Source organism: Deltaproteobacteria bacterium (assembly GCA_020848905.1).
Classification (GTDB): Bacteria; Myxococcota_A; Polyangia.
The window spans coordinates 61,567-77,554 of record JADLHG010000057.1 but is presented as its reverse complement, the minus strand read 5'-3'; the positions used below and the strand labels follow the sequence as shown (position 1 = coordinate 77,554).

14 protein-coding genes are annotated in these 15,988 nt (G+C 70.3%); 9 read left to right on the top strand and 5 right to left on the bottom strand.

The features are described 5' to 3' along the window. The first annotated feature begins 118 nt into the window (after nucleotides 1-118). Together IT371_25065 and IT371_25060 are read left to right on the top strand one after the other, a co-directional pair. Nucleotides 119-835, top strand: coding sequence for a carboxypeptidase regulatory-like domain-containing protein (locus tag IT371_25065; protein MCC6750951.1), 717 nt, complete (start codon nucleotides 119-121; stop codon nucleotides 833-835). Nucleotides 836-839: 4 nt separating this feature from the next. Further along, on the top strand, nucleotides 840-3,149 hold the full coding sequence (locus tag IT371_25060) for a hypothetical protein (GenBank protein MCC6750950.1): 2,310 nt from the start codon (nucleotides 840-842) through the stop codon (nucleotides 3,147-3,149). Here IT371_25060 and IT371_25055 read toward each other — a convergent pair. Further along, the gene (locus IT371_25055) at nucleotides 3,139-4,473 is read right to left on the bottom strand and encodes a hypothetical protein (GenBank protein MCC6750949.1); all 1,335 of its coding nucleotides are present in this window, start codon (nucleotides 4,471-4,473) and stop codon (nucleotides 3,139-3,141) included. The two genes, IT371_25060 and IT371_25055, sit on opposite strands and share 11 nt — an antisense overlap. A 125-nt stretch (nucleotides 4,474-4,598) precedes the next feature. Here IT371_25055 and IT371_25050 point away from each other — a divergent pair, with 125 nt between their 5' ends. After that, nucleotides 4,599-5,111 (top strand): GNAT family N-acetyltransferase, encoded by a 513-nt coding sequence (locus IT371_25050; GenBank protein MCC6750948.1) that lies wholly within the window; start codon nucleotides 4,599-4,601, stop codon nucleotides 5,109-5,111. A 25-nt stretch (nucleotides 5,112-5,136) separates the two neighbouring features. On the opposite strand, the gene IT371_25045 is transcribed toward IT371_25050, so the two are convergent. Then, on the bottom strand, nucleotides 5,137-5,619 hold the full coding sequence (locus IT371_25045) for a hypothetical protein (protein MCC6750947.1): 483 nt from the start codon (nucleotides 5,617-5,619) through the stop codon (nucleotides 5,137-5,139). 156 nt (nucleotides 5,620-5,775) lie between these two features. On the opposite strand from IT371_25045, the gene IT371_25040 reads away from it, so the two are divergent. Then, a complete protein-coding gene (locus IT371_25040) occupies nucleotides 5,776-8,238 on the top strand; it encodes a protein kinase (GenBank protein MCC6750946.1) in 2,463 nt (820 codons plus the stop codon). Between the two features lie 56 nt (nucleotides 8,239-8,294). Here IT371_25040 and IT371_25035 read toward each other — a convergent pair whose 3' ends face one another. After that, nucleotides 8,295-9,764: a Do family serine endopeptidase gene (locus IT371_25035; protein MCC6750945.1), complete on the bottom strand. Its 1,470-nt coding sequence runs from the start codon at nucleotides 9,762-9,764 to the stop codon at nucleotides 8,295-8,297. A 46-nt stretch (nucleotides 9,765-9,810) separates the two neighbouring features. Continuing rightward, complete coding sequence (locus IT371_25030; GenBank protein ID MCC6750944.1) at nucleotides 9,811-10,260, bottom strand: hypothetical protein; 450 nt, start codon at nucleotides 10,258-10,260, stop codon at nucleotides 9,811-9,813. A 343-nt stretch (nucleotides 10,261-10,603) separates the two neighbouring features. On the opposite strand from IT371_25030, the gene IT371_25025 reads away from it, so the two are divergent. Together IT371_25025 and IT371_25020 are read left to right on the top strand one after the other, a co-directional pair. Next, nucleotides 10,604-11,050, top strand: a complete 447-nt coding sequence (locus tag IT371_25025; protein MCC6750943.1) for a hypothetical protein — start codon at nucleotides 10,604-10,606, stop codon at nucleotides 11,048-11,050. 40 nt (nucleotides 11,051-11,090) lie between these two features. After that, nucleotides 11,091-12,086: a D-glycerate dehydrogenase gene (locus tag IT371_25020; GenBank protein ID MCC6750942.1), complete on the top strand. Its 996-nt coding sequence runs from the start codon at nucleotides 11,091-11,093 to the stop codon at nucleotides 12,084-12,086. Here the strand turns inward: IT371_25020 and IT371_25015 are convergent. Then, entirely contained in the window at nucleotides 12,040-12,831 is a 792-nt protein-coding gene (locus IT371_25015; protein ID MCC6750941.1) for a metal-dependent transcriptional regulator, read from the bottom strand. The two genes, IT371_25020 and IT371_25015, sit on opposite strands and share 47 nt — an antisense overlap. A gap of 95 nt (nucleotides 12,832-12,926) precedes the next feature. Here IT371_25015 and IT371_25010 point away from each other — a divergent pair, with 95 nt between their 5' ends. From IT371_25010 to IT371_25000, 3 genes are read left to right on the top strand one after another with little or no spacing between them, the layout of a single operon-like run. Then, on the top strand, nucleotides 12,927-13,424 hold the full coding sequence (locus IT371_25010) for a Rieske (2Fe-2S) protein (protein ID MCC6750940.1): 498 nt from the start codon (nucleotides 12,927-12,929) through the stop codon (nucleotides 13,422-13,424). Then, the gene (locus IT371_25005; protein ID MCC6750939.1) at nucleotides 13,421-14,698 is read left to right on the top strand and encodes a hypothetical protein; all 1,278 of its coding nucleotides are present in this window, start codon (nucleotides 13,421-13,423) and stop codon (nucleotides 14,696-14,698) included. The genes IT371_25010 and IT371_25005 overlap by 4 nt, the downstream gene beginning before the upstream one ends. Before the next feature lie 9 nt (nucleotides 14,699-14,707). Beyond that, complete coding sequence (locus IT371_25000; protein MCC6750938.1) at nucleotides 14,708-15,973, top strand: thiol oxidoreductase; 1,266 nt, start codon at nucleotides 14,708-14,710, stop codon at nucleotides 15,971-15,973. Nucleotides 15,974-15,988: the final 15 nt, after the last annotated feature.

Below are 15,988 nucleotides of genomic sequence, written 5' to 3'. Positions count from 1 at the left end.
TCTCGGAGCTTCGTGCGCCGCGTTGCGCGGAGGTCCCCCCCCGGCGCGAGAAATTGACTTGGCGCACGATGGCGTTAGAATTCGTGGGATCTTCACCGCTTGCGGGAGATATATCGACGTGCGGCGAACGCTGTCTCATCTCGCTGTCGCCTGGTGTCTGGCTGCGACGTCCCTCGTCGCCGTCACGGAGAGCCACGCGACCCCCATCAAGGGCCTGCTGCGACTCCCTCCGCGCTACGACGTGCGTGGGACCTCCGGAGCGGCCGGGTATTGGCAGTTCCCGAACGACACGCTCGACATCCTGCCGCCGCTGATGGACGTGCGCCGGTCGATGGTCGTGGTTCTCGACGGAGCGCCGGCGAGTGGCGCTCCCTCCGTGGCGCCGCAGCTCGTGATCGAGGACTCCCGCGTGGTGCCGTCGGTGCTGCCCGTCTCGCCGGGCGCGCGCGTCCGGTTCGTGAATCGCGACCCCGTGACCCACCTACTCGAACCCGTCGGACAGAGCGGCATGGCGCCCCAGCGGGTGGGGCCGGGGGAAACGATCGAACAGACCTTCGCCGCTGCGGGCGCGCACGCCGTGCGTTGCTCCGAAACGCCCCACGTCCAGGCAACCGTGCTCGTCACCCCCCACAAACAGGTGGCTCTGCCCGATGGAACCGGGGCCTTCCGCTTCGCCGACGTTCCGCCGGGGAACTACACGCTCCGCGTCTGGCACCAGGGGCAGTGGATCCACGCGCAGCCCTTCGCCGTGAAGGGAAAGACCGTCGTCGCGGTCGAGGTGCAGTTGCCGCTTCCCAGGCCCGCGGGGCGCGCTGCGGGCGCGCCAAAGGACTAGGCCCATGTGGCTCTCTCGGATCTGGGTATTGGTCCTGGCCATCGCCGTGGCGGTCGGCCTGGCGATCGCCTTCGTTGTGCACCGGCCAGCCGCCCGCGACCTGGCGCGCGCCCACATGCAGAGCCTGGACCACGTGCAGCACAACGCCGACCTGCTCCTGCGACTCGAGGCGCGCGACTGGATCGACTACGCGGCGGGCGTGACGAAGGACCGCGCACTCGTCGAGGTGCTCGAGCAGGCGAGCGACGGCCAGAGGGACGCCAAGGTGTTGCAGTCCCGGGCCAACGCGCGGTTGCTCTACCTCGTGGGACAGATTAAGCCCGAAGACCGCCCCGAGCTGATCGTCGCCCTCGACTTCCGCGGCAAGCACGTCGCGCGCATCGGACCGGGCGAGGAGGTCTTCAAGCCGGGAATCCACGGTCTCGCCGGGTCACCGCTCGTCGAGGCGGCGCTGCGCGGCTACCGGCGCGACGACACGTGGAGCTACGACGGCCGCCTGTTCCTCATGGCCGCCTCCCCGGTGATCTCCAAGGCCAAGGGCCGTTACGTGGGCGCCGTGTTGATCGGACAGGAGGTGAACGCGGGGCTCGCCAAGCAGATCAAGTCCCGCCTGGGGAGCGGCGACGTGGCCTTCTTCCTGCGCGGAAAGATGCTCGCCTCGACCGTCGAGTCCCCGGCTCTGGCGAAGCTCCCGCAGCAGTTCACCAAGCGCCAGGAGGCGATCGCGAAGGCGGGCCGCTCGCCGGCGCTGCAGGTGGGCGAGGGGCGCGATGCGCACACGGTGGTGATGGCGCCGCTCCCCGGAGAGGCCGCCCAGCACGACGCCTTCTACGCCGTGGTGGCTTCCGCGCCCCCGGCTGCGGGAGGGCTGGGCCAGGCCCTCGGACGCCTTCAAGGGGGCGACTGGGGCGAAGCACCCTGGTTGCTCCTCGCCGGGCTGGTGGTCGCGCTGCTCGTCATCGGCGTGGCGCTTCAGATCGTGGAGGTCGAGCGCCCCGTCTCTCGCGTCGACGAAGCGCTGCACAAGGTGGCTCGAGGCGAGGCGCCGCGCGTCGACGAGGGAATTGCAGGTCGGTTGCTGGCTCCGCTCGCCCGCGGCGTGAACGAATGCCTCGCGAAGAGCGCCGCGAAGCGCGCCCCGGCCGCCGCGGGACGCGAGCCCGCCCAGGCCACGGAACCGTCGCACGAGGAGGTCGGCGCCCGGCGCGGCGCAGCGCACGACCTGGACGACGGCGTGGGGCTGCCGCCGCTCAGCCCGATCGGTTCTTCCTCGGGCGGCGCCGGGATCACGAGGCTTCCGTCCTTGCGGCCAGCCACGGGCTCGGGCTCGAGCCCCTCCATTCGGCGGCGACCCGCGCCTCCGCCCGAACCAGAGACTCCCGCCGACTCGATGCCCACCATCGCCGCCGGCGCGCTCCCCCTCGCGGCCCTCGAACCCGAGGAAGCCCCCACGGACCTCGCGCCGCCGCCCTTCCCTTCCCTGCCGCCGCCGGCCTTCGGCGGAGAACCCGGCTACGGCGACACGGGGGTGCTGCGGCTCGACGAGGCGCTGAAGGTCTCCGCTATCCCGACGGGGTCGAGTCCACCGGCCTTTGGCGGCGGAGCGAAGAGCTATCCGGCGGCCGCCTCCCGCTCTCGCTCCGACCTCCCGCACGAGGCGTCCTCCGACTCCCTCCCCGCCGACGTGCAGCCGCCGTTCGGCGGCTTCTCCGAGCCCTTTGCCGCGACGGGGTCGAGCCCTCTCGCGACCGGTTCGTACCCGGCGGAGGGGGTCTTCCCCGTCGAGGGCGACTCGTTCCCGGAGCCCGTGAGCTTCCCCAAGGGCAACGCCTTCGCGTCGGAGCCGTCGATGCCCAGCCTCTCGATGCCGGGAGGCGCGGCAGCGGACTCCTTCTCGATGGAGCCACTCCCCATGCCCTCGGTGAGCGAGCCTGAGGAACTCCTCTCCTCGGTCCGGGTGCGCATTCCCCCGTCGGAGATGGGGGGCTACCAGGGCGCGGACGCGTCGGGAACCGACACCGTGATGTCCTCGATACCAGCCCAGCTGGCCAGGTCAGCGGAGGACGAGCAGCTCGTCACGCCGCCCCCCGAGGAGGGGCTGGAGCCCTATTTCAAGGAGGTCTATAACGACTTCCTCAGCCTCAAGCGGCAGTGCGGCGAGGACGTGTCCAACCTGACCTTCGATCGCTTCGCGGCTAAGCTGCACAAGAATAGGGACAGCCTGATCGAGCGCTACGGCTGCAAGAGCGTCAAGTTCCAGGTCTACATCAAGGACGGCAAGGCGGCCCTCAAGGCCACGCCCCTCAAAGACTGAGAGAACCTTCGTCGGAGAACGTTCGCCCGGCAGCGAGCCAGCCGCGCGCGTCGTCGCCGAACCGACGTCGCACCACGTCCGCGGGCGTGTCGCCGGCGCGGATGAGCGCCTCCAGGCGATCGAGGTGCACGTCCGCGGCCGCTCCGTCGGGGAAACAGGTGGGGAGCCCCTCGCGAGCGGCCTGCACGAGGTCCAGCGCGACGTCGCGCGTGGGCCGCGCCCCCGTGGTCCCCGAAAGCCCCTCGCGCCCGAGCCGGTCGGACAGCGACGCGTAGGCAGCCTCGTCCAGCCCCCCCAGCACCTCGCGCGTGCGCGCCCGTGCGGTCTTGCAGAGCAGCAGCCCGCTCAGCAGCGCGAGCACCGAGGGCACCAGCGCCGGATCCTGGCAGTCCACGCTGCGCACCTCGACGGTGCGCTTGAGCCGGATGTCGGTGAAGATCGTCGAGTTGTGGAGCAGGAAGTCCTCCTCGGTCGGGAAGCGTCCGTCGAAGCCCTCCCGGTTGAAGGTCTCGAAGGTCATCCCCGCGGCATCCACGAGCCCCTCCGGGCGGGCGACGAAGAACATGGGGGCGCGCACCACGTGCTTCACGTAGTCCTCGAAGCCGTAATCGGGCCGCGTGAAACCGGGGAGCAGACCCGAGCGACTCGAGTCCGTGTCCCCCCAGATGGCAGCACGAAACGAGCGATACGCGGTCGGCTGCCCGTCGACGTACGGCGCGTTGGCCAGGATCCCCGCCGCGATGGGAGCGAGGTAGGCCGCGCTGCGCACGAGGTCTGTCCCGAGCGCCGCGTTCTGGTAGTCGAAGGTGACCTGCAGGCTGCAGCTCTGCCGCATCATGCGCCGCCCGTGGCGACCGACCCTCGGGAAGTAGGCGTCCATGATGCGGTAGCGAGGGTTCGCGACGACGAGGCCGATCTCGTCCACCGTGTGGACCGGATTCACGCCCCCATAGAAGAAGTGCAGGTCGAAGCGCTCGGCCAGCCCGTCGAGCAGCGCCAGGAAGGACCGAAGCTGCTCCATGCACTCGCCGAACGTGGGGACCGGGGCGCTCGAGAACTCGAGCTGTCCGCCCGGTTCGACGGAGATCAACCCACCGTCCGGGAGCGGCACCTTGTTGGCCGGGGGATCCCCGCCGAGTGCCCCGCCCGTCCGTCGCGCGACCTCCTCCAGGATCGCCCGGACTCCCGCCGGCCCCTCGTAGCGGAGCGGCGCCAGGTCGCGGCGCGAGACACAGAGCACCTCGTACTCGAAGCCCACGAGGGCGCGGTAGGCCAGCGTGGGGTCCGGCTGAAAAGCAGCCGCCATTTGCGCCGTGGTGAGCATGGAGTCCTCTCTACGCCTCGGAAGAGGGGGAGCCCGGTTTCATCGCACGACGGGGCCGGCTCGAGCAAGGAGGCGTTGACAGCTCTCCGCCCCGCCAGCCACATTCGACCGTCCGAGGAGACACCATGTCGCTCTCGATTCGCCCAGCCACCGTCCGGGACGCCGCGCTCCTCGTGGAGCTCGTGCGCCAGCTCGCGGTCTACGAGAAGGCGCCCGACGCCGTCAGAGCTACGCCCGAGGACTTCGCCCGTTACGGCTTCGGCACCCCGTCCTTCTTCGAGGCCCTGATCGCCGAGTGGAGCGGCCAGCCCGTCGGCTTCGCGCTGTACTTCTTCACCTTCTCGACCTGGACCGGCAAGCCCAGCCTCTACCTCGAGGATCTCTTCGTGCAGCCCGAGGCGCGCGGCCGGGGGATCGGCAAGTCGCTCTTTCTGCGCGTGGCCAGCGAGGCCGTGGCCCGCGGCTGCGAGCGCTACCAGTGGCAGGTGCTCGACTGGAACAGCCCCGCGATCTCCTTTTACGAAGCGATGGGGGCCCTGCCCACGCGCGAATGGGTCCCCTATCGCGTCGAGGGTGAGGCCTTGCGCGCGCTGGCTCGGGAGCCTAACGGGAGCGCCTCGAACCTCCGCGAAGCGTGAGGCGACTAGAGCGTCGAGACGCCACTCAGAGACGACGGCTGCCGTGGCGCGCCGCTACGAGACCCTCGAGCTCCTCCTCGGCGCGGGCGAGCTCTTCTTCTCGCCGGCGGTGATCCCAGCGCTCGTGGTGTCGCTCGACGGCCTTCGCCTCCTGCTCCGCCCCGGCGAGGGCCACGCGCGCGTCTTCCCTGGCCGCCTCACATTCGGACAACCTGCGCCGCCTGTCCGCAACCACCTCGAGCTGCGCGCGGATCTCGCTGGCCAGACGGTCGAGGTAGCGTTGCTGCCGGAGAAGCGTCGCCACGTCGCTGGCCTCGGCCGCGACCCGCCGGCCCTCGGCGTCGCGACGCGCCCGACGGTCGGCGAGCTCCCTCTCGGCGTCGGCCAGCGCCCCTTCCGCCTCCCGCTCCGCCGTCTGCGCCGTCGCGAGCTCCTGCGTCCGCACCTCGCGAATGCGCTGGCGCAGCCCGAGCAGCGCCCGCAGCGGGTAGTCGATCTGTCGCGTCATCCGGATGCTTGTGGCAGCACGCCCTACGCACTAGACTGGAGGATGAAACGACGGAAATGCAAGCCCTTGCCACGCGCTGGCCCGACGGACGGCGCGGAGCGAACGCCACCGGATCGGGCGCCTGACCCATCGCGCCCCGCTGCGACCTCCTGAGCCATGGAACGCGCCATCCTCCAAACCGACGCGGACCGCTACGTCATCGTCGAGTACCTCGCCGAGGGGGGGATGGGCGCCATCTACCTGGGCAAGAAGGTCGGGATGGGCGGCTTCGAGAAGGAGGTAGTGCTCAAGCAGCTCCTCCCCGAGTTCACCTCGCAGCAGGAGTTCATCGATCTCTTTCTCCGCGAGGCCAAGCTCTCCGCGAGCCTCGACCACGCCAACATCATCCACACCATCGATCTCGTCGCCGCCGGGTCCGACTACTTCATCGTCATGGAGTATGTACGCGGCGGGGACCTGCGAACGCTCCTTCGCCGCATCAAGCGCCGTCACCGGCAGCTCGACGCGGCCGCGGCGATGTTCATCGCCCGGGAAGTGCTGAGCGCCCTCGGCTACGCGCACGACAAGAAGAGCAGCGACGGCCAGCCCCTGAAGCTCATCCACCGCGACGTCTCCCCCTCCAACATCATGGTCTCGGGGGCGGGCGAGGTGAAGCTGGCCGACTTCGGCATCGCCAAGGCCTCGACCCACAAGTCCGTCTTCTATCGGGTGAAGGGGAAAGTCGGGTACATGTCGCCCGAACAGGCGCGCGCCGACCGACCGCTCGACCACCGCAGCGACCTCTACTCAGCCGCGGTCTGCCTCTACGAGATGCTGAGCGGCGAGCGGCTCTTCGTGGCCGACCTGCTCACCACCCCCGATCAGATCTACGGGCAGCCGGTCCCCCTGCTCGAGGGGGAGACGCGCATGCCGCGCGGCATCGACGACGTCATGCGCCGGGCCCTGGCCGTCGAGCCGGACGAGCGCTATCAGACCGCGGCCGAGTTCCAGGATGCCCTCGTGCAGGTCGCGTTTCAGAACGGGATGCTCATGGGAGCGCCCGATCTGGCGGCGCACCTGGTGGAGACCTGCGGGAACGACCCGTCGCGCTGGAACCGCGAGGAGGACGCCGACGCCGAGCCCGAGGGAGGCACGCAAGTGCTGACCGAGGATTCGCGCAGCCTCTCAGGGGTCGCGTTGACCAGCGTGATGACGTCGCTCGCGGGTCACGCAGGCCGGGCCGGGGAGGACGGAGCGCCCCGTCGGGAGCGGTCGGAATCCGCCGCCGGGCGTCCCCCGGGGGCGCGACGGGACGGCGGCGGGGCCGGATGGTCGCCGCATGCCGAGGGCCAGAGTCAGCCGGACTTCGACGCCACGGACGTGATGGACTTCGGAGAGGAGCCGCCGGCCAGCAGCGGCGACGCGCTCCCCCTCTTCCCGACCACCAGCTCCTCGGGCCCGCCCCGCTCGGGGGCCGATTCCCAGGAGGGCGTCTCCCAGGACTGGAGCCACGAGGACGACACGACGATCGCCTTCTCCACCACGCGCCAGGCCAAGGCGCTCCCCCGCAAGCCCGCCGCGTCCGAGGAGCTCGTCGAGGTGTCGGCCGACCTGGGGCGACGCACTCCCCCGGCTAGCGCGCGCGACGCCGCGCCCTTCGAGTTCGAGGAGCACACGCGGCAGCTCCGCGGAGGTGTCGCTGCGGCCTCGCGGACCGAGGAACGACCGCACCAGCCGGAGCGTCCACCCGAACGCGCCGCCGCCGAGGTCGCACCCCTGCCGCTCACGCGACGCGCAGCCCCGCGCAGGCCGGCGGAATCGGTAGAGCTCACCGACGCGGGCCCCGCGCCCGTGCGGGTTCCACGTCACGGTGGCCGGTCGCGCCCGCTCCTCGGAGGCTTGCGCACGGCGCTGGGGCGACCATCGCGCGGAGCTCTCCTGGCCGGCGCGCTCCTCCTCCTCGCCCTGGCCGGTTCGATCGTCGTCGCCGTGGGGTTGAGCGGTCCCTCCCTCGTGGAGCCGCGACGGACCGCACCGGATAGCGGCACCACCCTCGCCGCACACGCGCCCCAGAGGCCGCGGGCAGACGCGCAAGCCGCAGCAGACCGAGGCCCCGACGGAACGCGCGCGACCGACCTCGGGGCGCCCGACCTTCGCGCCGACGCCCGGCCCTCCGACAGCCGCCCCCGACCGACGGCCTCGGGCGGCCTGGTAACCGTCGAATCGATTCCCGCCGGAGCCGACGTCTTCCTCGACGGGATCAAGCAGTGCCGGGCCACCTGCACCGTGGAGGGACTCGATCCGAAGCGCGTCTACCTGCTGAGCGTGCGTCGCCCCGGGTACGTGAGCTGGTCCGAGCTCGTGGACCTGCGGGGCCGTCCGCAACCGAGGCGCCGCATCACGCTCACCGCCGAGCCCGACGCGCGTCGCGTGGGCTACGTCGTGGTGCGATCGAATCTGCCCGCCGACGTGTACGTGAACGGGCGGGCGATCGGGCGGGTGAGCACCGAGGGCCGCATCCCGCTCAGGCCCGGCCAATACGAGCTGACGCTGGCACACCCGCGAAGGCGCAAGCGCGTGACGTTCGTGACCGTCGTGCAGCGACAGAAGACCACCCGCACGCGCTGGATCAAGTTGTAGGCGGACGCATCCACGCCCGGTCGAGGAAAGACCGACCCGTTCGTCCCCTACGCGCGCTATTTCTCGAGCATCAGGTAGAGCGTGCTCCCGTCGCGGTAGACGAGCAGCAGGACCTTCCCGCGCGTCTGTCGATAGAGCAGGGAGAACTGCAGGGCGTTCGCGACCGACCGGCGATTCAGCTCGAGGATCACATCCCCCACCTGAAACCCCGCTGCGGCGGAGGCGCTGCGCGGCTCGACCGCCGTCACGAGCACGCCCTCCACGTTGGGCGGCAACCCCAGCTTCTGCCGCACCTCGTCCGTGACCGTCTGCAGTGTCAGTCCACCGAGCGCCCCCTGCGTCTTGTCGAGGCGCGCGATGCGGTCGCTCGGCAGGGTCGCCAGCTCTACGGCCACCGTGAAGACCTCCGCCCCGCGCGCCACGGAGAGGCTCACGCGACGACCGGGTTGCCCGGTCGCGATACGGTTTCGCAGCTTCGCTACCGAGCTCGTGGGCTGACCGTCGATGGCCGTCACGACGTCTCCCCGGCGGAGGCCCGCCTTGGCCGCGGGGCTGCCCGCCTGCACGTCCGCTACGACCACACCGCGCTCCACGGTGAGCCGGAGCGCCTTGGCCAGCTCGGGCGTCAGCGGCTGGATCGCGATTCCCACCCAGCCACGAATGACGCGTCCGTGCTTGAGCAGGCTCTCCATGATCGGTCGCACCATCCCCGTGGGGATCGCGAAGCCGATCCCTTGGCTCCCTCCGCTGCGCGAGAGAATCGCCGTGTTGATCCCCACGAGCTCGCCCCGGAGGTTCACCAGCGCCCCGCCGCTGTTCCCGGGGTTGATGGCGGCATCGGTCTGAATGAAGTCCTCGTAGTCCACAATGCCCATGTCGGCACGGCCCGTGGCGGACACGATCCCGAGCGTGACCGTCTGCCCCACGCCGAACGGGTTACCGATCGCGAGCACCACCTCGGCCAGCCTGAGCCTGGAGGAGTCTCCCAGCGCGATGGGCGTAACGTTGGCGAACGGCTGCTGAAGGCGAAGCACCGCCACATCGCTCTTCGGATCGGAGCCGACCAGCGCCGCCCTGAGCTCGCGGCCGTCCGCGAGAGTCACGCGAATCTCCGACGACTTGGCCACCACGTGATGGTTCGTCAGCACCAGCCCGTCGGCGCTCACGATGACCCCCGACCCAAGGCTCTGGGCCCGCCGTCCCGGTGGTAATCCGAAGGGTGAGTCGTCGGCGCGGGGGAGCGCGGCGTCGGCGTCGCGCGTCGTCGAAATGTTCACCACGCTCTTGACCGCCCGCTCGGCCACGTCGGAGAGCGAGACCTCCGTAGGACCGGTGCGAACCTGGGCAAAGGCGGGGCGAGCGAAGATGGCAGGCCCGGGCGGAGGGGCACGGAACGCCGCCGCATCGTGCGACGCCGCCACCTTGGTCGATTGCGCTTCGGGTCCCCGAGCAGCGCGCTCTCGGCACCCGGCGGGGACGACCAGCAGCGCAAGCACGAACGCCGCATCTCTTGGCCATCGCGGCATGTGACTGGTACCTCCGGTGGAAATCCGGGCGACGAGCCCCTGGAGATCAGACTGGTCGGGCCGAAGGCGCCCGCAGCGCCGCGGCGCCTGCCACGGTGAGCAGGCCGAGCGAGATGCCCCCGAGGAAGAGGTACCCCTCTAGCGCGAGGGCCACGCCAACGGCGAGCAGCGACACGACGACGACCGCGATCACGAAACGCCGCCCGCGCCGTAGCAGGAGCAGGATCCCCGCTACCAGGTCGAGCAGCCCTGTCGCCCCCACGCCCACGCCGATCGCCAGCGGACGGAGCCCCGCGCCGCGGGTCTGCACCTTGCCGCGCTGCTTGAGCTTCGCGAGCTCCTCGGGGCTGACGAGATCCTCGCTTACCGTGGAAAGGTCCTCCGCCCTGATCTGGGCCTGGAACTTCTCGTACCGCGAGCTGAGAGCGAGGCCGCCCCCAATGACCAGGGAGAGCAAGGCCGAGACGAGTAAGAAGATCCCTGCCACGATGCGCATGGTGTTCGGCCCCTGTCGTCGTCCCGATGCACCCGTCCGCATCATTCGGACGCCGCATCGAAGCTCCCATACGGAAAGGGAGGGGTCAAGGCGCGCCCGGTCTGACCAGCGAGGGCGGCCCGCCCGCGAGCGTCGCGCGCGCGACACGCAGTACAGGAAGGGAAGCGCGTGACTCCCGTATCATCGACGGTGACAGCCGTGTGCCGCAGCTCACAATTATGTTGCCCACGTGCAGGCTCTCGTCTAACCTCGGAAGCCGTCGTCCAACGCATCGAACGTTTCTCGCGTACCCCCTCGGCCTCTCGAGGGCCTGCGGTACCAACTCAACTGTAAGGAGGATTGAATGCGCATCGCGGGTGGAGTGGTCCTGTTGCTCGTCGGTATCTGGAGCCTGATCGGCGGTGGGTGCTCGGTCGCCGGAGGTGGGCTGGTCAGCGGCGCGTCGAAGATGACCGGCGAGCTGGCGAAGGCCGCGGAAAAGGCCGGTGCGAAGATGAACGATCCGGCCGCCAAACAAGCGATGGAGAACCTGAAGCAGGCCTCCTCCGCTGGCACGGGCCTGATGGTCGCGGGCGTGGTGATCCTGCTCTCCGGGATCCTGTGCATCGTGGCGGGCATCATGTGCTTCGTGAACAAGGGGAAGATGTTCGGCATCATCGCCCCGGCGCTGGGCATCATAGGCGAGGTGATCTTCTTCGCCATGCTCGCGTTCAACGTAGGAGGGTTGATAAAGATCCTCTTCTACGCCTTCGGAGCGTTCGCAGCGACAAAGATCGGGCAGGAAAGCTAGCGACTCCCTCCACGCCCGTCCCTCCGCTCGTCCCGACCCCGTGAAGCCGAGGGTTCTCGTGACTCACCCCCTGGTCGAAGGGGGGTTGAGTTCGCTCGAGCCACGCTGCGAGCTTCTCGTCGCACCCGGCATCGCCACGACCGAGGCCCTCGGCCGCGCGCTACAGGAGGTGGACGCGCTCATCTGCCTCCTGACCGTGCCGGTGACCGACGACGTGCTCGCCGCCGCTCACCGCCTGAGAGTCGTCGCCAACTATGCCGTCGGCTACGACAACATCGACGTCGCCGCGGCCACGCGCCGGGGGATCTGGGTCTGCAACACCCCGGGGGTGCTGACCGAGGCCACGGCCGACCTGACCTGGGCCGCGCTGCTGGCCGTCACCCGACGCGTGGTCGAGGGAGATCGACTCGTGCGGTCAGGGCAATTCGTCGGCTGGGGGCCGACGCTGCTCCTCGGTACCGAGCTCTCTGGAAAGGTTCTCGGCATCCTCGGCTTCGGAGCCATCGGCCAGGCGGTCGCGCGCCGTGCGGCCGGCTTCGGGCTCACGGTCCTCTACGCGGAGCGTCCGAGCCTACCGTCCTCGTTCGATCTCGGCGGCACGTTCGCCCACGCCGCCCCCTTCGAGGAGCTCCTCTCACGGTCGGACATCCTCTCGATCCACGCGCCGCTGACGCCCGAGACCCGGCATCTGCTCGATGCCCGCGCCCTGGGACGAATGAAACGAACCGCTTACCTCATCAACACGGGACGGGGACCCGTGGTGGACGAGGTCGCGCTCGCACGCGCCCTCGCGGCGGGAGAACTCGCCGGTGCGGCCCTGGACGTCTACGAAAGAGAGCCCGCGCTAGCCGGCGGCCTGGCGGACCTACCCAACGTCGTCCTGCTGCCGCACCTTGGCAGCGCGACCTTCGAGACACGGCGCCGCATGGCCGAGCTCGCCGCAGCGAACGTGCGCGCGGTTCTCGAGGGACGGGTGCCCCCCGCCGCCGTCAACGGGGCCGCGCTCGCCGCTTCTTGCGGGCCGGAACCCGGCTAGCTCTCGCCGGTCCCTTCGACCGCGACTTCGACGGCACCTTCCCGACCGCGGCCCCCGTGGGTGCCTCCACCTGCCACGCCTCGTCGATGCGCTGCACGATCAACGTGCGCGCCGCTTCGAGTCCCAACACGCAGCTCCGACCCTCCACCTCCAGCGTGAGGGGGCCTGCGAAGGGCGCGTGCGCAACCACGGCCAGCCGCGCGCCCGGGACGAGGCCGAGGCCCTTCAGGTACGCGAGCAGCGCCGGGTCCTCGTTCGAACACTGAACCACCGAGGCCCGGCTCCCCGCCGGAAGGCTCGTGAGCCGGAGCCGCTCCACCTCGGCGATCGAGGCGTCTCGGCCGGGGATAGGGTGCCCGTGCGGATCCATGCTCGGCCGTCCAAGGTATTCGTCGAGGAAATTGGCGAGGAGGTCGTCCGTGGCGTGCTCGAGCCGCTCGGCATGCTCGTGCACCTCGGGCCAGGGCATTCCCAGCACCCGGTAGAGAAAGACCTCCCACAGCCGGTGCCGCCGCAAGACGAGGAGCGCCCGCTCGCGTCCCCGCCGCGTGAGAGCCACACCGCGGTACGGACGGTAGGTCACGTGCTTCTGTTCCTCGAGCCGCTTGAGCATCTCGGTCACAGCGGCCGGACTGAGGTCGAGCGCCTCGGCCAGACGCGAGGTCTTCACCGGGGAGCTGTCGAGCGACAGCTGGTAGATGCACTTCAGGTAGTTCTCCGACACCTCGGCTGCGAGCTCGCCCATGGTCCGGCGAGTCTACGCAAACGCCGGAGGATTACAACGACGGCGGGGTCAGCCAGGCGTTGACATCTCACCTCAACGGAACAATAGTTATGGTCATGCGTGATAAATATTTCGGTCCACCTAAATTTTTTACCGAGCGCGAGGCCCCTCCCGGACTGACACGCCGGCGCGCACTCGCCGGCCTCGGGGGCTGGGCAGCCGCGGGACTCTGCCTCGGCGGCGCGGAAACACTCACGGGATGCTTCACTCCCCTCACCTATCGCGCGCGGCGAGACGGGCGCCGCATCCGCATCCCCACCGAGGAGCTCGCCCGACTGCGCCACGCCGACGACCTCCTCGTGGTCCACGCCGAGGGCCTCGGGCCCGCCATCGGCGTGAGACGCCTGGAGGGTGGTGGCCTGAGCGCGCTGCTCCTCTCGTGCAGCCATCGAGGCTGCGCCCTCGACTCCGTCCCCGAGGGGTTCGACTGCCCCTGTCACGGCTCGCAGTTCGACGCGAGCGGGGCCGTGCGTCGAGGCCCGGCCGAGGCGCCCCTGCGCAGGTTGCCAGCGCAGACCGACGCGAATGGCCTCTGGATCACGGTGGGCTCATGAATCGCGTCACGCTCGTCGTCAGCCTGGCGGCCGCCGTGGTCTCCGCCACCCCCTCGGCCCGCGGGGACAGCGCGCCGCCCGCCACCTATCCGGCGCGCTTCGCCCTGCCCGGCCCCGAGGCGGCTCGCACCGCGGAGACGCACGCTGGCTCCTCCGCTCCTCGCCAGACCGAGCCCCTCGTGCGCGGCGGGATCTACGACCGCCCCTATCTCGTCCGTGTCGGCTCGGCGGTCGCCGTCGGTGGCTACATCGATCTGTCGGGCGGCTACCGACGCGAGGAGGGGGTGTCGGACGGCTTCTCCTTCGAGGCCCGCCGCTTCAACATCTTCCTCTCCTCGACGATCACGCGCTTCATCCGGCTGACCTCGGAGCTGGAATTCGAGCACGGGGCGCGCGAGATCGCGCTCGAGACGGCGCTCGTGGACTTACTCTTCCATCATGCCATCAATCTGCGAGCGGGGATCCTCCTCGTGCCGGTGGGGCGCTTCAACATCACGCACGACTCCCCGCGCTACGACGTGGTCGACCGACCGCTCGTCTCGACGCGCATCATTCCCTCCACCTGGTCGGACGTCGGCGGAGGTGTTTTCGGGGCCTTCTATCCGGGGCGTCGGCACCGCCTCACCTACGAGCTCTATCTCGTGAACGGACTCGGCGACGGACTCCTCGCCGCCGACGGCACGCGACTCTCGGAGGGCCGCATGGTCCGGCGTTTCGAGGCCGACAACAACGGCAGCCCCGCGGTGACGGGGCGGCTGGCCTACAGCCCCCCGGGAGGCCTCGAGGTGGCCCTCTCGTTCTATACCGGGGTCTACAACCGCTTCCGGGTGGACGGCCGCGCCGTGGACGACGCGCGCTGGGTCACCGTCCTCGCAGCCGACGCCGAGTTCGAGCGAGGGCGGCTCACGCTGCGAGGCGAAGGCGCGCTCGCCATCCTGGACGTGCCGGGCAGCCTGCGAGACCTGGCAGCCACGCGACAGCTCGGCTTCTTCCTCGAGGGGAGCTACCGCGTCCTTCAGCGCCGGCTGTGGCGCTTCGAACAGGCCTCGCTCGCCGTGACGAGCCGCGTGGAGTTCGTGGACCTGGCCTACGGCTACCGCCGCACGGGCGAGGGTCTCGGCGACGAGGTCACCCGGCTGACTCTCGGCCTCTCGTTCCGCCCGGCGCCGACCACCGCCCTGCGGCTCGTCTACCACCACGACTGGTTGATGGATGCGTTTCACCGACCCTCCCGGGGCGCAGGAGTCCTGGGCGGGCTGGCCACCTACTTCTAGAGGCTCGCGATGTCCACCCACCACCTCACGACCAGCTCACGCGGGTTGCGCAGCCCCCCCCGGCCTCTTCTCGGCCTGCTCCTCGTCGGTGCGGCGGGATGCGGCGCCCTCTTCACCGAGGCGCCCGACGAACGGGAGAGCCTGGACGGCCCCATCCCGGGTCTCACGGGCACTCAGCTCGCCTCCTTCTCGCGTGGCGACGAGGCGTTCAGCGAGACCTTCTCGGCAGAGACCGGCCTCGGGCCCGTCTTCAACCAGCCGTCGTGCAATAGCTGTCATCTCTCCGACGGAAAGGGCCACCCCGCGACGAACCTCGTCCGCTTCGGTCGCGGAGACCCGCTCTCGGCCGCGCGCTTCGACTACCTCAGGCACCTCGGGGGACCGCAGCTGCAGGACCGCGCCGTGCCGGGCTACGAAGCCGAGACACTCCCCTCGGGGGTCACGGGCCTGTCGACTCGCAGCGGCCCCGTGGTGGCCGGGATCGGCCTCGTCGAGGCGATCCCCGAGGCAGAGATCCTGGCGCACGCGGACCCGGAGGACCGCGACGGGGATGGCATCAGGGGCGTTCCCAACTACGTCGTGCCACCCGCGTACATCGAGCCTCTGGACGGTCAGCGCCCGGTGGATGGCAGAGTCCTCGCTCGCTTCGGACGCAAGGCCACCGCGGTCACGTTGCTGCAGCAGACCGTCGGCGCCTACCTGAACGACATGGGCCTCACCACCGACTTCGAGCCCGTGGACGTCTACAACCCTCGGGTCGGCGGACCGAGCGGGGACACGGTCCCCGATCCCGAGGTCCCGGCGCCCACGGTGCGCGACGTCGTGATGTACCTCCGGACCCTGAAGCCCCCGCCGCGGCGCGACGAGGACGACCCCACCGTGCAGCAGGGTGAGCGGGTCTTCCGCAGCGTCGGGTGCGCCACCTGCCACGTTCCGTCGTTAAGAACCGGCGCCAGCCCGATTGCCGCCCTCAGCCATCGCGCGGTGCCGCTCTACTCGGATCTGCTCTTGCACGACCTGGGGCCCGCCCTGGCGGACAACTTCCCCGAAGGACAGGCCACCGGCCGTCAATGGCGCACCACGCCGCTCTGGGGGCTGGGCCTCGTGCGTGCCCTTCTCGGCGGAACCCCGTTCTACCTGCACGACGGGCGCACCTCCAGCCTCGAGGAGGCCATTCGCCTGCACGGCGGCGAGGCCCAGGCCGTGCGTGATCGCTTCGTGCGCCTCCCCGAGGCCGACCGTCAGGCGCTGCTCCGCTTCCTCGATTCGCTATGACGCCCGGCTGCTGGT

Bases quoted from the DNA above. Each gene is read 5' to 3' on its own strand.
- IT371_25035 (MCC6750945.1), bottom strand. From the start codon at position 9,764: ATGCCGCGATGGCCAAGAGATGCGGCGTTCGTGCTTGCGCTGCTGGTC.
- IT371_25025 (MCC6750943.1), top strand. From the start codon at position 10,604: ATGCGCATCGCGGGTGGAGTGGTCCTGTTGCTCGTCGGTATCTGGAGC.
- IT371_25040 (MCC6750946.1), top strand. From the start codon at position 5,776: ATGGAACGCGCCATCCTCCAAACCGACGCGGACCGCTACGTCATCGTC.
- IT371_25060 (MCC6750950.1), top strand. From the start codon at position 840: ATGTGGCTCTCTCGGATCTGGGTATTGGTCCTGGCCATCGCCGTGGCG.
- IT371_25005 (MCC6750939.1), top strand. From the start codon at position 13,421: ATGAATCGCGTCACGCTCGTCGTCAGCCTGGCGGCCGCCGTGGTCTCC.
- IT371_25045 (MCC6750947.1), bottom strand. From the start codon at position 5,619: ATGACGCGACAGATCGACTACCCGCTGCGGGCGCTGCTCGGGCTGCGC.
- IT371_25000 (MCC6750938.1), top strand. From the start codon at position 14,708: ATGTCCACCCACCACCTCACGACCAGCTCACGCGGGTTGCGCAGCCCC.
- IT371_25055 (MCC6750949.1), bottom strand. From the start codon at position 4,473: ATGCTCACCACGGCGCAAATGGCGGCTGCTTTTCAGCCGGACCCCACG.
- IT371_25015 (MCC6750941.1), bottom strand. From the start codon at position 12,831: ATGGGCGAGCTCGCAGCCGAGGTGTCGGAGAACTACCTGAAGTGCATC.
- IT371_25050 (MCC6750948.1), top strand. From the start codon at position 4,599: ATGTCGCTCTCGATTCGCCCAGCCACCGTCCGGGACGCCGCGCTCCTC.
- IT371_25030 (MCC6750944.1), bottom strand. From the start codon at position 10,260: ATGCGCATCGTGGCAGGGATCTTCTTACTCGTCTCGGCCTTGCTCTCC.
- IT371_25010 (MCC6750940.1), top strand. From the start codon at position 12,927: ATGCGTGATAAATATTTCGGTCCACCTAAATTTTTTACCGAGCGCGAG.